15 protein-coding genes are annotated in these 13,294 nt (G+C 56.2%); all 15 read left to right on the top strand.

All coding sequences use genetic code 11. The features are described from left to right. Positions 1–75: 75 nt before the first annotated feature. The 15 genes from rpmH (at position 76) to atpA (ending at position 13,266) form a co-directional block, all read left to right on the top strand. A complete protein-coding gene (gene rpmH / locus ASC74_RS30630) occupies positions 76–210 on the top strand; it encodes a 50S ribosomal protein L34 (protein ID WP_003213577.1) in 135 nt (44 codons plus the stop codon). Between the two features lie 16 nt (positions 211–226). After that, positions 227–628 carry a ribonuclease P protein component gene (rnpA, locus tag ASC74_RS00585; RefSeq protein ID WP_031319201.1) on the top strand — a complete coding sequence of 134 codons (402 nt, stop codon included), beginning with the start codon at positions 227–229 and terminating at the stop codon, positions 626–628. Then, the gene (gene yidD, locus ASC74_RS30635) at positions 621–866 is read left to right on the top strand and encodes a membrane protein insertion efficiency factor YidD (protein ID WP_074872215.1); all 246 of its coding nucleotides are present in this window, start codon (positions 621–623) and stop codon (positions 864–866) included. Before rnpA ends, yidD begins: the two co-directional genes overlap by 8 nt. A gap of 2 nt (positions 867–868) precedes the next feature. Further along, positions 869–2,554: a membrane protein insertase YidC gene (yidC, locus tag ASC74_RS00590; RefSeq protein WP_056738508.1), complete on the top strand. Its 1,686-nt coding sequence runs from the start codon at positions 869–871 to the stop codon at positions 2,552–2,554. Between the two features lie 79 nt (positions 2,555–2,633). After that, the gene (mnmE, locus tag ASC74_RS00595) at positions 2,634–4,004 is read left to right on the top strand and encodes a tRNA uridine-5-carboxymethylaminomethyl(34) synthesis GTPase MnmE (protein WP_056738509.1); all 1,371 of its coding nucleotides are present in this window, start codon (positions 2,634–2,636) and stop codon (positions 4,002–4,004) included. A gap of 550 nt (positions 4,005–4,554) precedes the next feature. Next, positions 4,555–6,453: a tRNA uridine-5-carboxymethylaminomethyl(34) synthesis enzyme MnmG gene (mnmG, locus tag ASC74_RS00600; RefSeq protein ID WP_056738511.1), complete on the top strand. Its 1,899-nt coding sequence runs from the start codon at positions 4,555–4,557 to the stop codon at positions 6,451–6,453. Continuing rightward, the gene (gene rsmG, locus ASC74_RS00605) at positions 6,450–7,094 is read left to right on the top strand and encodes a 16S rRNA (guanine(527)-N(7))-methyltransferase RsmG (protein ID WP_033059687.1); all 645 of its coding nucleotides are present in this window, start codon (positions 6,450–6,452) and stop codon (positions 7,092–7,094) included. The genes mnmG and rsmG overlap by 4 nt, the downstream gene beginning before the upstream one ends. An 18-nt stretch (positions 7,095–7,112) precedes the next feature. Continuing rightward, a complete protein-coding gene (locus tag ASC74_RS00610; RefSeq protein WP_008155709.1) occupies positions 7,113–7,910 on the top strand; it encodes a ParA family protein in 798 nt (265 codons plus the stop codon). Positions 7,911–7,919: 9 nt separating this feature from the next. Next, complete coding sequence (locus ASC74_RS00615; RefSeq protein WP_008027541.1) at positions 7,920–8,792, top strand: ParB/RepB/Spo0J family partition protein; 873 nt, start codon at positions 7,920–7,922, stop codon at positions 8,790–8,792. A 147-nt stretch (positions 8,793–8,939) separates the two neighbouring features. Then, complete coding sequence (locus ASC74_RS00620; protein ID WP_007948092.1) at positions 8,940–9,347, top strand: F0F1 ATP synthase subunit I; 408 nt, start codon at positions 8,940–8,942, stop codon at positions 9,345–9,347. 16 nt (positions 9,348–9,363) lie between these two features. Further along, positions 9,364–10,233 carry a F0F1 ATP synthase subunit A gene (gene atpB / locus ASC74_RS00625; protein WP_046044926.1) on the top strand — a complete coding sequence of 290 codons (870 nt, stop codon included), beginning with the start codon at positions 9,364–9,366 and terminating at the stop codon, positions 10,231–10,233. A 133-nt stretch (positions 10,234–10,366) separates the two neighbouring features. Beyond that, positions 10,367–10,624, top strand: coding sequence for a F0F1 ATP synthase subunit C (gene atpE, locus ASC74_RS00630; RefSeq protein ID WP_002555987.1), 258 nt, complete (start codon positions 10,367–10,369; stop codon positions 10,622–10,624). A gap of 56 nt (positions 10,625–10,680) precedes the next feature. Beyond that, positions 10,681–11,151, top strand: a complete 471-nt coding sequence (locus tag ASC74_RS00635; protein WP_046044927.1) for a F0F1 ATP synthase subunit B — start codon at positions 10,681–10,683, stop codon at positions 11,149–11,151. Between the two features lie 12 nt (positions 11,152–11,163). Continuing rightward, entirely contained in the window at positions 11,164–11,700 is a 537-nt protein-coding gene (locus tag ASC74_RS00640) for a F0F1 ATP synthase subunit delta (protein WP_033059683.1), read from the top strand. Between the two features lie 21 nt (positions 11,701–11,721). Beyond that, entirely contained in the window at positions 11,722–13,266 is a 1,545-nt protein-coding gene (gene atpA, locus ASC74_RS00645) for a F0F1 ATP synthase subunit alpha (RefSeq protein WP_033059681.1), read from the top strand. Positions 13,267–13,294 lie beyond the last annotated feature (28 nt).

Here is a 13,294-nt window from a genome sequence, read left to right on the forward strand (position 1 = left end):
GCTTTCTCTAGAATCCCCGGTCTCTTAAAACGGGGGCCATTCCGGCCCGTTGTGGACGAACCAGGTAACACGACAATGAAACGTACTTTCCAACCAAGCACTATCAAACGCGCTCGTACCCACGGTTTCCGTGCTCGCATGGCTACCAAAAACGGTCGTGCCGTTCTGTCGCGTCGTCGCGCCAAAGGTCGTGCGCGTCTGGCAGTTTGATAAGCCGGCACTGGAGGTGAGTCAGGACTTCAGTCGGGAAAAGCGTCTGCTTACTCCCCGGCATTTCAAGGCAGTCTTTGACTCCCCTACCGGCAAGGTTCCGGGGAAAAACCTCCTGCTCCTTGCGCGCAACAACGATCTCGATCACCCCCGTCTCGGGCTGGTTATCGGGAAAAAGAGCGTAAAGCTCTCCGTCGAGCGCAATCGCCTCAAACGTCTGATGCGCGAATCGTTCCGTCTGAACCAGGACTCACTGGCCGGCTGGGACATCGTTATCGTCGCGCGCAAAGGTTTGGGTGACGTAGAAAACCCCGAATTGATTCAGCATTTCGGCAAACTCTGGAAGCGTCTGGCACGTAGCACGCCGGTACCAGCAGTCAAAACCGAAACTGTAGGGGTAGACAGTCCCGATGCGTAAACTGGCACTCGTTCCGATCCAGTTTTATCGCTATGCCATTAGTCCTCTGATGGCCAGTCACTGTCGTTTCTACCCCAGTTGTTCCTGCTACGCGTATGAAGCCATAGAAAATCATGGCCTTCTGCGCGGTGGCTGGCTGGCCTTTCGTCGTTTAGGTCGCTGTCATCCGTGGAATCCCGGTGGTTATGACCCGGTTCCATCTATCCCTACCTCCCGTTCTTCTTCGATGGCCGAGTAATCATGGATATCAAACGCACGATCCTGATCGTCGCCCTGGCAATCGTGTCCTACGTTATGGTTCTTAAATGGAACCAGGACTATGGCCAGGCTGCCCTGCCGACTCAGAATGTTGCTTCCAGTACTACCGCACCGGGCCTACCGGATACGGCGACTGGCAATAATGCTTCTGTCAGTGACGACATTCCACGCGCCGCAAGCGATACCAGTGCAACTGCACCTGCTGAAACACCAGTAGCTGCAAGCAAAGACCTCATCCAGATCAAAACGGATGTGCTCAACCTGGCAATCGATCCACAAGGTGGTGATGTTGCGCAGTTGACGCTGCCGCTGTATCCACGTCGCCAGGACCATCCGGAAATTCCATTCCAGTTGTTCGATAACGGCAACGAGCGGACTTATCTGGCTCAAAGCGGTTTGATCGGCACCGACGGTCCGGACGGAAGTCCTGCCGGTCGTCCGGTTTACTCCTCGGAGAAGAAGGTTTACCAACTGGCTGACGGTCAAGACCAATTGGTCGCAGACCTGAAGTTCAGCAAGGACGGCGTCAACTACATCAAGCGTTTCACCCTGAAACGTGGCCTGTATGACGTAACCGTTTCCTACCTGATCGATAACCAGAGTGCCAAACCCTGGTCCGGTGCAATGTTCGCGCAATTGAAGCGTGACGCCAGCTCCGATCCTTCTTCCAGCACCGCCACCGGCACCGCGACTTACCTGGGCGCCGCCCTGTGGACAAGTAACGAGCCGTACAAGAAAGTGTCCATGAAGGACATGGACAAGGCTCAGCTGAAAGAAACCGTTAACGGTGGTTGGGTTGCATGGTTGCAGCACTACTTCGTGACCGCGTGGATTCCGGCGAAAGGCGAAAATAACCTCGTCCAGACCCGTAAAGACAGCAAAGGCAACTACATCATCGGCTACACCGCACCGGCAATGACTGTCGCGCCAGGTGCAAAAGCCGAGACCAGCGCTGTTCTATACGCCGGTCCGAAAAGCCAGGCTGTGCTGAAAGAGTTGTCCCCAGGTCTGGAACTGACCGTCGACTACGGCATTCTGTGGTTCATTGCCCAGCCAATCTTCTGGCTGCTGCAACACATCCACGCGCTGGTCGGTAACTGGGGCTGGTCGATCATCTTCCTGACCATGCTGATCAAAGGGATCTTCTTCCCGCTGTCGGCTGCCAGCTACAAATCCATGGCGCGCATGCGTGCAGTGGCACCGAAACTGGCCGCGCTGAAAGAGCAACATGGCGACGACCGGCAGAAAATGTCGCAATCCATGATGGAGCTGTACAAGAAAGAGAAGATCAATCCGCTGGGTGGTTGCTTGCCAATCCTCGTGCAGATGCCGGTTTTCCTTTCGTTGTACTGGGTTCTGCTGGAAAGCGTTGAAATGCGCCAAGCGCCGTTCATGCTGTGGATTACTGACCTGTCGATCAAGGATCCGTTCTTCATTCTGCCGATCATCATGGGTGCAACCATGTTCATCCAGCAGCAGCTGAACCCGACTCCTCCGGATCCGATGCAGGCCAAGGTGATGAAGCTGATGCCAATCATCTTCACCTTCTTCTTCCTGTGGTTCCCGGCTGGTCTGGTGCTGTACTGGGTAGTGAACAACTGCCTGTCGATCGCCCAACAGTGGTACATCACTCGTAAGATCGAAGCAGCTACCAAAGCAGCTGCCTGATTTACACTGTGAATAACCACTCAAAACGCCCCCTAGTGGGGCGTTTTGCTATCTGTCACTTTTGTCTGGATAACGGTTTATGAGCGTTCCTCGTGAAACCATCGCCGCCGTCGCCACCGCTCAAGGTCGCGGCGGTGTGGGCATCGTCCGTATTTCCGGACCGCTGGCGAGTGTTGCCGCCAAGGCCTTCAGCGGTCGTGAACTCAAGCCAAGGTTTGCCCACTACGGCCCGTTCCTCAGTGAAAACGATGAGGTGCTGGATCAAGGCATTGCCCTGTATTTTCCGGGCCCGAACTCGTTCACTGGCGAAGATGTGCTGGAGCTCCAGGGCCACGGCGGTCCGATAGTTCTGGATATGCTGCTCAAGCGTTGCCTGGAATTGGGCTGTCGGTTGGCCCGGCCGGGTGAATTCAGCGAGCGCGCGTTCCTCAATGACAAACTCGACCTGGCTCAGGCCGAGGCGATTGCCGACTTGATCGAGGCGAGTTCTGCACAGGCTGCACGAAATGCCCTGCGTTCCTTGCAGGGCGCATTTTCCGAGCGTGTGCATAACCTCACCGAGCAACTGATTGGCCTGCGCATCTATGTCGAAGCGGCGATCGACTTCCCTGAAGAAGAAATCGACTTCCTCGCCGATGGTCACGTACTGAGCATGCTCGACAAAGTGCGTGACGAGTTATCCACCGTACTGCGCGAAGCCGGGCAGGGTGCCTTGTTGCGTGACGGGATGACCGTGGTGATCGCCGGCCGGCCGAATGCCGGTAAATCCAGCCTGTTGAATGCACTGGCCGGTCGTGAAGCCGCGATCGTCACCGAGATTGCCGGCACCACCCGGGACATTCTTCGTGAACATATCCACATCGATGGTATGCCGCTGCACGTGGTCGACACCGCTGGTCTGCGAGATACCGACGACCAGGTGGAAAAAATTGGTGTCGAACGGGCGCTGAAAGCCATCGGTGAGGCTGATCGGGTGCTGTTGGTGGTCGATGCTACCGCTCCTGAAGCACTTGATCCGTTCGCGTTATGGCCTGAATTTCTGGAAATCCGTCCCGATCCGGCGAAAGTCACGCTGATCCGAAACAAGGCTGACCTCACGGGCGAAGCCATTGCCCTGGAAGTCAGCGAGGATGGCCACGTCACCATCAGCCTGAGCGCCAAGTCTGCAGGTGAAGGGCTGGAATTGCTGCGTGACCATCTCAAGGCCTGCATGGGCTACGAACAGACCTCGGAAAGCAGCTTCAGTGCTCGCAGGCGTCACCTTGAAGCGTTGCGTCACGCCAGTGCTTCCCTTGAGCACGGCCGTTCACAGCTGACCCTGGCGGGTGCCGGCGAACTGTTGGCCGAGGATTTGCGACAAGCCCAACACGCTTTGGGTGAAATCACCGGTGCATTCAGCTCCGATGACTTGCTGGGACGAATCTTTTCCAGCTTCTGTATCGGTAAATAGTCCTCCCGTTGTCCACAGACAGGCCATTCGTGCCTGTCTGTTCCCTTCTTTTCCTGAATTCTCTTCCAGTGCTGAGCAGATTCTTTCTGCTTGAGCGGAATTCCCGTGCCCTGGATTTGCTTATTCAGCAGTTTTCTGTGGATTAAGCCCTGTGAATAACTGCCACTAAGGGCAGTTGATAACAGGGCCTCAAAACTGAAGATAACCGCCCCTGTGGATAAGCACCCCTTTCATCCACAGGCTTAAACCGGTTATCCAAGGGCCTCCTTGGCACATGACCACAGGGTTTTGAATCTCTGTACATATTGTATATAAAGGCCTGTAGAGATCTATCCACAGAAATGTGCCTCAGTAGAAATAAACATAAAAACAAAGATTTAATAAATTTCTCTCTTTTTAATTTCTATAACCACGACTTCTCCACAGCTGGTTAAATTTTGTGCAAAGGGTTCTTTAGGAAGGGCGAAGTCCCTATACTTGCCGACCAGGTCCAAAAACCTGAGATCAACCTATTCCGGATTACCTAACTGAAGCAGGCACGAGGTGCGTGGTGGATTTCCCTTCCCGTTTTGAAGTGATCGTCATCGGCGGCGGTCATGCCGGTACCGAGGCAGCACTGGCCTCAGCACGTATGGGTGCAAAAACCCTGTTGCTGACGCATAACGTGGAAACCCTCGGTGCCATGAGTTGCAACCCCGCTATCGGTGGGATCGGCAAAAGCCATTTGGTCAAGGAAATCGATGCCCTCGGCGGCGCGATGGCCATTGCTACCGATAAGGGTGGTATCCAATTTCGTGTATTGAACAGCCGCAAAGGCCCAGCCGTGCGTGCAACCCGCGCTCAGGCAGACCGGGTTCTGTACAAGGCAGCTGTCCGCGAAATATTGGAAAACCAGCCGAACCTGTGGATATTTCAACAGGCTGCCGATGACTTGATCGTCGAGCAGGAACAAGTGCGTGGTGTTGTCACCCAAATGGGCCTGCGTTTCTTAGCGGATTCCGTGGTGTTGACCACTGGCACCTTCCTCGGTGGACTTATCCACATCGGAATGCAGAACTTTTCCGGTGGCCGTGCCGGTGATCCGCCGTCGATCGCCCTGGCTCACCGTCTGCGTGAATTGCCACTGCGTGTCGGTCGCCTGAAAACCGGTACGCCACCGCGTATCGACGGCCGTTCTGTGGATTTCTCGGTGATGACCGAGCAAGCAGGCGATACACCGATCCCGGTGATGTCGTTCATGGGTTCCAAAGAGCAACATCCGAAACAGGTCAGCTGCTGGATTACCCACACGAACGCCCGTACCCACGAAATCATTGCCGCGAACCTCGATCGTTCGCCGATGTATTCCGATGCAGGTGTGATCGAAGGTATCGGCCCGCGTTACTGCCCGTCGATCGAAGACAAGATCCATCGCTTTGCCGACAAGGAAAGCCATCAGGTCTTCATCGAACCGGAAGGCCTGACGACCAACGAGCTGTACCCGAACGGGATATCCACATCCCTGCCGTTCGACGTGCAACTGCAGATCGTGCAATCGATTCGCGGCATGGAAAACGCGCACATCGTTCGTCCGGGTTACGCCATCGAATACGACTACTTCGACCCGCGTGACCTGAAGTACAACCTGGAAACCAAAGTTATCGCCGGTCTGTTCTTCGCCGGGCAAATCAATGGCACCACCGGTTACGAAGAAGCCGGCGCCCAGGGTTTGCTGGCCGGGGCCAACGCCGCACTGCGTGCACAGGGCAAAGATGCCTGGTGCCCGCGTCGCGACGAGGCGTACATCGGAGTGTTGGTCGACGACCTGATTACCCTGGGTACCCAGGAACCGTATCGGATGTTCACGTCCCGCGCCGAATACCGCCTGATCCTGCGCGAAGACAACGCCGACCTGCGCTTGACCGAAAAAGGTCGCGAACTGGGTCTGGTGGATGACGCGCGTTGGGCTGCGTTCTGCACCAAACGCGAAAGCATCACGCTGGAAGAGCAACGCCTGAAAAGTACCTGGGTTCGCCCGGGCACCGAGCAAGGCGATGCGATTTCCGAAAAATTCGGCACGCCGCTGACCCACGAATACAACTTGCTCAACCTGCTGAGCCGTCCGGAAATCGACTACGCTGGTCTGATCGCAGTGACTGGTGGCGGCGCAGAAGATCCACAAGTCGCCGAGCAGGTCGAAATCAAGACCAAATACGCCGGTTACATCGATCGCCAGCAGGATGAAATCGCACGACTGCGGGCCAGCGAAGACACAAAACTGCCTGTGGATATCGATTACACGAACATTTCCGGTCTCTCCAAAGAGATCCAGAGCAAGCTCGGTGCGACCCGTCCAGAGACCTTGGGCCAGGCGTCGCGTATCCCGGGTGTGACGCCGGCAGCGATTTCGCTGTTGATGATTCATTTGAAAAAACGCGGCGCGGGCCGTCAGTTGGAGCAAAGCGCTTGAGTTCGTTGGTCACCTCGCAACACGCAGAAGAGTTATCCACAGGTGCTCGCCAGCTCGGTGTCACGCTGACAGAAACCCAGCATGCCCAGCTGCTGGGTTATCTGGCCCTGTTGATAAAATGGAACAAGGCTTACAACCTGACTGCCGTACGCGATCCGGATGAAATGGTTTCCCGTCACTTGCTCGATAGTTTGAGCGTGATGTCGTTCGTCGAAAACGGTCGCTGGCTGGACGTTGGCAGCGGTGGGGGCATGCCGGGTATTCCATTGGCCATCCTGTTTCCAGAGTCCCAAGTGACCTGCCTGGACAGCAACGGCAAGAAAACCCGCTTCCTGACCCAGGTCAAACTCGAACTCAAACTGGATAACCTGCAAGTTATCCACAGTCGCGTCGAAGCTTTTCAGCCTGATCAGCCATTCAACGGGATCATCTCCCGGGCGTTCAGCAGCATGGAGAACTTCAGCAACTGGACTCGCCACCTCGGCGACACCGAAACACGTTGGCTGGCAATGAAGGGCGTTCATCCCGCCGATGAGCTGGTAGCATTGCCGGCAGACTTCCACCTCGATAGCGAACACGCCCTGGCCGTACCCGGTTGCCAAGGCCAACGCCATCTGCTGATACTGCGCCGCACGGCATGATTGGGAACACAAGCAAGAATGGCTAAGGTATTCGCGATAGCGAACCAAAAGGGTGGTGTGGGCAAGACCACCACCTGCATCAACCTCGCAGCTTCCCTGGTCGCTACCAAGCGCCGGGTGCTGTTGATCGATCTCGATCCACAGGGCAACGCCACCATGGGTAGCGGTGTGGATAAACACGGCCTGGAAAACTCGGTCTACGACCTGCTGATCGGCGAATGCGATCTGGCCCAGGCCATGCACTATTCCGAGCACGGTGGTTACCAACTGCTGCCGGCCAACCGCGACCTGACCGCGGCCGAAGTGGTTCTGCTGGAAATGCAGATGAAGGAAAGCCGCCTGCGCAGTGCGTTGGCGCCGATCCGTGAAAACTACGATTACATTTTGATCGACTGTCCGCCGTCGTTGTCGATGCTCACGCTGAACGCTTTGGTCGCCGCTGACGGGGTAATTATCCCCATGCAGTGCGAGTACTTCGCGCTCGAAGGATTGAGCGACCTTGTGGATAACATCAAGCGCATCGCTGAGTTGCTGAACCCGAACCTGAAAGTCGAAGGCCTGTTGCGGACCATGTATGACCCGCGCCTGAGCCTGATGAACGATGTTTCGGCGCAGCTCAAGGAACACTTCGGCGAGCAGCTCTACGACACGGTGATTCCGCGCAACATCCGCCTGGCCGAAGCGCCAAGCTATGGCATGCCGGCGCTGGCGTATGACAAATCATCGCGGGGCGCCATTGCCTATCTGGCATTGGCGGGCGAGATGGTTCGTCGTCAACGCAAAAACTCACGCACTGCCGCTGCTCAGGCAACTTAAGGAATCCCCATGGCCGTCAAGAAACGAGGTCTCGGACGTGGACTGGATGCACTGCTGAGTGGTCCGACTGTCAGCTCGCTGGAAGAACAAGCGGTGCAGGCTGATCAGCGTGAGTTGCAGCACCTGCCCCTGGACCTGATCCAGCGCGGCAAGTACCAGCCGCGTCGGGACATGGACCCTCAGGCGCTGGAAGAGCTGGCGCAGTCGATCAAGGCTCAGGGCGTGATGCAGCCGATCGTGGTTCGTCCGATTGGCAGCGGTCGCTTCGAAATCATCGCCGGTGAACGCCGCTGGCGCGCCAGCCAGCAGGCTGGCCAGGAAACCATCCCGGCGATGGTTCGCGATGTGCCGGATGAAACCGCGATCGCCATGGCGCTGATCGAGAACATCCAGCGCGAAGACCTCAACCCGATCGAAGAAGCGGTTGCGTTGCAGCGTTTGCAGCAGGAATTCCAGCTGACGCAGCAACAAGTGGCCGAAGCCGTGGGCAAATCCCGCGTGACCGTGGCCAACCTGCTACGCTTGATCGCGTTGCCGGAAGTCATCAAAACCATGCTGTCCCACGGCGACCTGGAAATGGGCCATGCCCGTGCTTTGCTCGGTTTACCGGAAAATCAACAGGTTGAAGGGGCGCGACACGTTGTCGCACGGGGGCTGACTGTACGCCAGACTGAAGCACTGGTTCGCCAGTGGTTGAGTGGTAAACAGGAACCTGCTGAACCGGTAAAGCCGGACCCGGATATCGCTCGACTCGAACAGCGTCTGGCTGAGCGCCTAGGCTCTGCGGTGCAGATTCGCCACGGGAAAAAGGGGAAGGGGCAGTTGGTGATCGGTTACAACTCCCTCGATGAGCTTCAAGGTGTACTTGCACACATTCGCTGAAACATTTCCTCATGTAGCGTGCAGTCGGAAATCACTACCTGACAGTTGAATAGGGGCAGAACCGCCCCTATACTCTGCGCGCATTTTGTCGGCACAAATTATGCCAAGTTATTGAATTCTGGCAGCCGATCATTGGGGAGCAAAACGATGGAAAGCCGCACGCCAAACCGCTTGCCGTTCCATCGCCTGGCAGTTTTTCCGGTCTTACTGGCTCAATTTGTCGTTTTGGTACTGGCCGCTTTGGCGCTCTGGTACTGGCATGGAGTCGTAGCCGGGTACTCAGGACTCTGCGGAGGCCTGATAGCCTTGCTACCCAATGTTTATTTCGCTCACAGGGCATTTCGGTTTTCCGGCGCCCGAGCAGCTCAAGCCATCGTCCGGTCTTTTTATGCCGGCGAGGCGGGCAAACTAATTTTGACGGCAGTGCTCTTTGCATTGACGTTTGCAGGTGTGAAGCCATTGGCGCCGCTAGCTGTATTCGGCGTCTTCGTGTTGACCCAACTGGTCAGCTGGTTCGCGCCCCTGCTGATGAGAACAAGACTTTCGAGACCTTAGGGCGTTTGAGGCAACCATGGCAGAGACAACCGCTTCGGGCTATATCCAGCACCACTTGCAGAACCTGACCTTCGGTCAGCACCCAACTGGCGGGTGGGGTTTTGCCCACACCGCAGCAGAAGCCAAAGAAATGGGCTTCTGGGCTTTCCACGTCGATACTCTCGGCTGGTCGGTCGCGTTGGGTCTGATTTTCGTTCTTCTTTTCCGCATGGCGGCAAAGAAGGCGACTTCCGGTCAGCCTGGCGGCTTGCAGAACTTCGTCGAGGTTCTGATCGAGTTCGTCGACAGCAGCGTGAAAGATACCTTTCACGGCCGTAATCCATTGATCGCACCATTGGCGCTGACGATTTTTGTCTGGGTGTTCCTGATGAACGCCGTCGACCTGGTTCCGGTCGACTGGATTCCGAAAGTGGCTGCCTTCATTACCGGCGACCCGCATCTGGTCTTCCGTGCTGTTCCAACCACTGACCCGAACGCGACCCTGGGTATGTCCCTGTCGGTGTTCGCGTTGATCATTTTCTACAGCATCAAGGTCAAGGGTATCGGCGGCTTCATCGGCGAACTGACCCTGCACCCTTTCGGCAGCAAGAACATCTTCGTTCAAGCCCTGCTGATCCCGGTGAACTTCCTGCTGGAGTTCGTGACACTGGTTGCCAAGCCAATCTCCCTGGCACTGCGTCTGTTCGGCAACATGTACGCCGGCGAACTGGTCTTCATTCTGATTGCTGTGATGTTCGGCAGCGGTCTGCTCTGGCTTAGCGGCCTGGGCATTGTTCTGCAGTGGGCGTGGGCTGTGTTCCACATCCTGATCATCACCCTGCAGGCGTTTATCTTCATGATGCTGACCATCGTTTACTTGTCGATGGCGCACGAAGAGAACCATTAAGACCAGTCTCGACTAGTCTGATGTCCCACTCGGTCAAACGAGTGGGTGCCCGAACAGGGCTATGAAACGATTTGTTTTACCGCTTTAAAATCTAAAAAACCTAAACCATACGACGTAAAAGTCGGGAGGAAAGATGGAAACTGTAGTTGGTCTAACCGCTATCGCTGTTGCACTGTTGATCGGCCTGGGCGCACTGGGTACCGCAATTGGTTTCGGCCTGTTGGGCGGCAAGTTCCTGGAAGGCGCAGCGCGTCAGCCAGAGATGGTTCCAATGCTGCAAGTCAAAATGTTCATCGTTGCCGGTCTGCTCGACGCCGTAACCATGATCGGTGTTGGTATCGCTCTGTTCTTCACCTTCGCGAACCCATTCGTTGGTCAACTCGCTGGCTAATTACTCGAACCTTCGAGTAATTGGTGTGATGTGCAACGAACGAGCGAGGTGTTGGCGTGAACATTAATGCAACCCTGATTGGCCAGTCCGTTGCGTTCTTCATTTTTGTACTGTTTTGCATGAAGTTCGTGTGGCCTCCGGTCATCGCGGCTTTGCACGAACGTCAGAAGAAGATCGCGGATGGACTGGATGCTGCCAGCCGAGCAGCTCGCGACCTGGAGTTGGCCCAAGAGAAAGCGGGTCATCAACTGCGCGAAGCAAAAGCTCAGGCAGCTGAAATCATTGAGCAAGCCAAGAAACGCGGTAACCAGATCGTCGATGAGGCTGTTGAAAAAGCCCGTATCGACGCTGACCGTGTGAAGGTTCAGGCTCAGGCCGAGATCGAGCAGGAACTGAACAGTGTCAAAGACGCGCTGCGTGCCCAATTGGGTGCTCTGGCCGTTGGCGGCGCCGAGAAGATCCTGGGTGCCACAATCGATCAAAACGCGCACGCGGAGCTGGTAAACAAACTGGCTGCTGAAATTTAAGCGAGGGCGATCATGGCAGAATTGACCACGTTGGCCCGACCTTACGCTAAGGCAGCCTTCGAGCACGCCCAGGCCCACCAGCAACTGGCCTCTTGGTCAGCCATGCTCGGCCTGGCTGCAGCAGTGTCGCAAGACGACACTATGCAGCGCGTGCTCAAGGCCCCGCGACTGACGAGCGCAAACAAGGCCACCACGTTTATTGACGTGTGTGGCGACAAGTTCGATGCCAAGGCACAGAATTTCATTCACGTCGTTGCCGAAAACGACCGTCTCCCGCTTTTGCCGGAGATCGCCGCTCTGTTTGACCTGTACAAGGCCGAACAAGAGAAATCGGTAGACGTGGACGTAACCAGTGCTTTTGCATTGAACCAAGAACAGCAAGACAAACTCGCCAAGGTTCTCAGTGCACGGCTCGGCCGGGAAGTGCGACTGCACGCTGCGGAGGATGCCACCCTTATTGGTGGTGTCATCATCCGCGCCGGCGACCTGGTAATCGATGGCTCGATTCGCGGCAAACTCGCGAACCTTGCCGAAGCATTGAAATCTTGAGTTTGAAGGGGCAGCAGAGCAATGCAGCAACTCAATCCTTCCGAAATAAGTGAAATTATCAAGGGCCGCATCGACAAGCTCGATGTGACCTCCCAAGCCCGTAACGAAGGCACTGTCGTCAGCGTATCTGACGGTATCGTGCGGATTCACGGTCTGGCCGACGTAATGTACGGCGAGATGATCGAGTTTCCGGGCGGCGTCTTCGGTATGGCTCTCAACCTGGAGCAAGACTCTGTAGGTGCCGTTGTATTGGGCTCTTACCAGTCTCTGGCTGAAGGCATGAGCGCCAAGTGCACTGGCCGCATCCTCGAAGTTCCGGTTGGTAAGGAACTGCTGGGTCGCGTAGTCGACGCACTGGGTAACCCAGTTGACGGCAAAGGTCCGCTGAACAACACCGAGACCGATGCGGTCGAGAAAGTTGCTCCAGGCGTGATCTGGCGTAAGTCGGTAGACCAGCCTGTACAGACTGGCTACAAGGCTGTCGATGCCATGATTCCTGTCGGCCGTGGCCAGCGTGAGCTGATCATCGGTGACCGTCAGATCGGTAAAACCGCTCTGGCGATCGACGCGATCATCAACCAGAAAAACAGCGGTATTTTCTGCGTCTACGTAGCGATCGGTCAGAAACAATCGACCATCGCTAACGTGGTTCGCAAGCTGGAAGAAAACGGCGCACTGGCTAACACCATCGTCGTTGCCGCGAGCGCTTCGGAATCTGCAGCACTGCAATTCCTGGCACCGTACTCCGGTTGCACCATGGGTGAATTCTTCCGCGACCGCGGTGAAGACGCGCTGATCGTTTATGACGATCTGTCCAAGCAAGCAGTGGCTTACCGCCAGATTTCCCTGCTGCTGCGCCGTCCACCAGGCCGTGAAGCTTACCCAGGCGACGTGTTCTATCTCCACTCCCGTCTGCTGGAGCGCGCATCCCGCGTTTCGGAAGAATACGTAGAGAAGTTCACCAACGGCGCAGTGACCGGCAAAACCGGTTCCCTGACCGCACTGCCGATCATCGAAACCCAGGCTGGCGACGTTTCCGCGTTCGTTCCGACCAACGTGATTTCCATCACCGACGGTCAGATCTTCCTGGAATCGGCCATGTTCAACTCCGGGATCCGTCCTGCTGTGAACGCCGGTGTTTCGGTATCCCGTGTGGGTGGTGCCGCTCAGACCAAGATCATCAAGAAGCTCTCCGGTGGTATCCGTACCGCTCTGGCTCAGTACCGTGAACTGGCGGCATTCGCCCAGTTCGCTTCTGACCTGGACGAAGCGACCCGTAAGCAACTTGAGCATGGTCAGCGCGTTACCGAGCTGATGAAGCAGAAGCAATACGCACCAATGTCGATCGCTGACATGGCGCTGTCGCTGTATGCCGCTGAGCGTGGGTTCCTGACTGACGTTGAAATCGCCAAGATCGGCAGCTTCGAACAAGCGCTGATTGCTTTCTTCAACCGCGATCACGCCGAATTGATGGCGAAGATCAACGTGAAGGGTGACTTCAATGACGAAATCGACGCTGGCATGAAAGCCGGTATCGAGAAGTTCAAGGCCACCCAAACCTGGTAAGCCGCAGCGGGAGCCGCAAGGCTCCCGC

Source organism: Pseudomonas sp. Root329 (assembly GCF_001424925.1).
Lineage (GTDB): Bacteria > Pseudomonadota > Gammaproteobacteria > Pseudomonadales > Pseudomonadaceae > Aquipseudomonas > Aquipseudomonas arabinosi.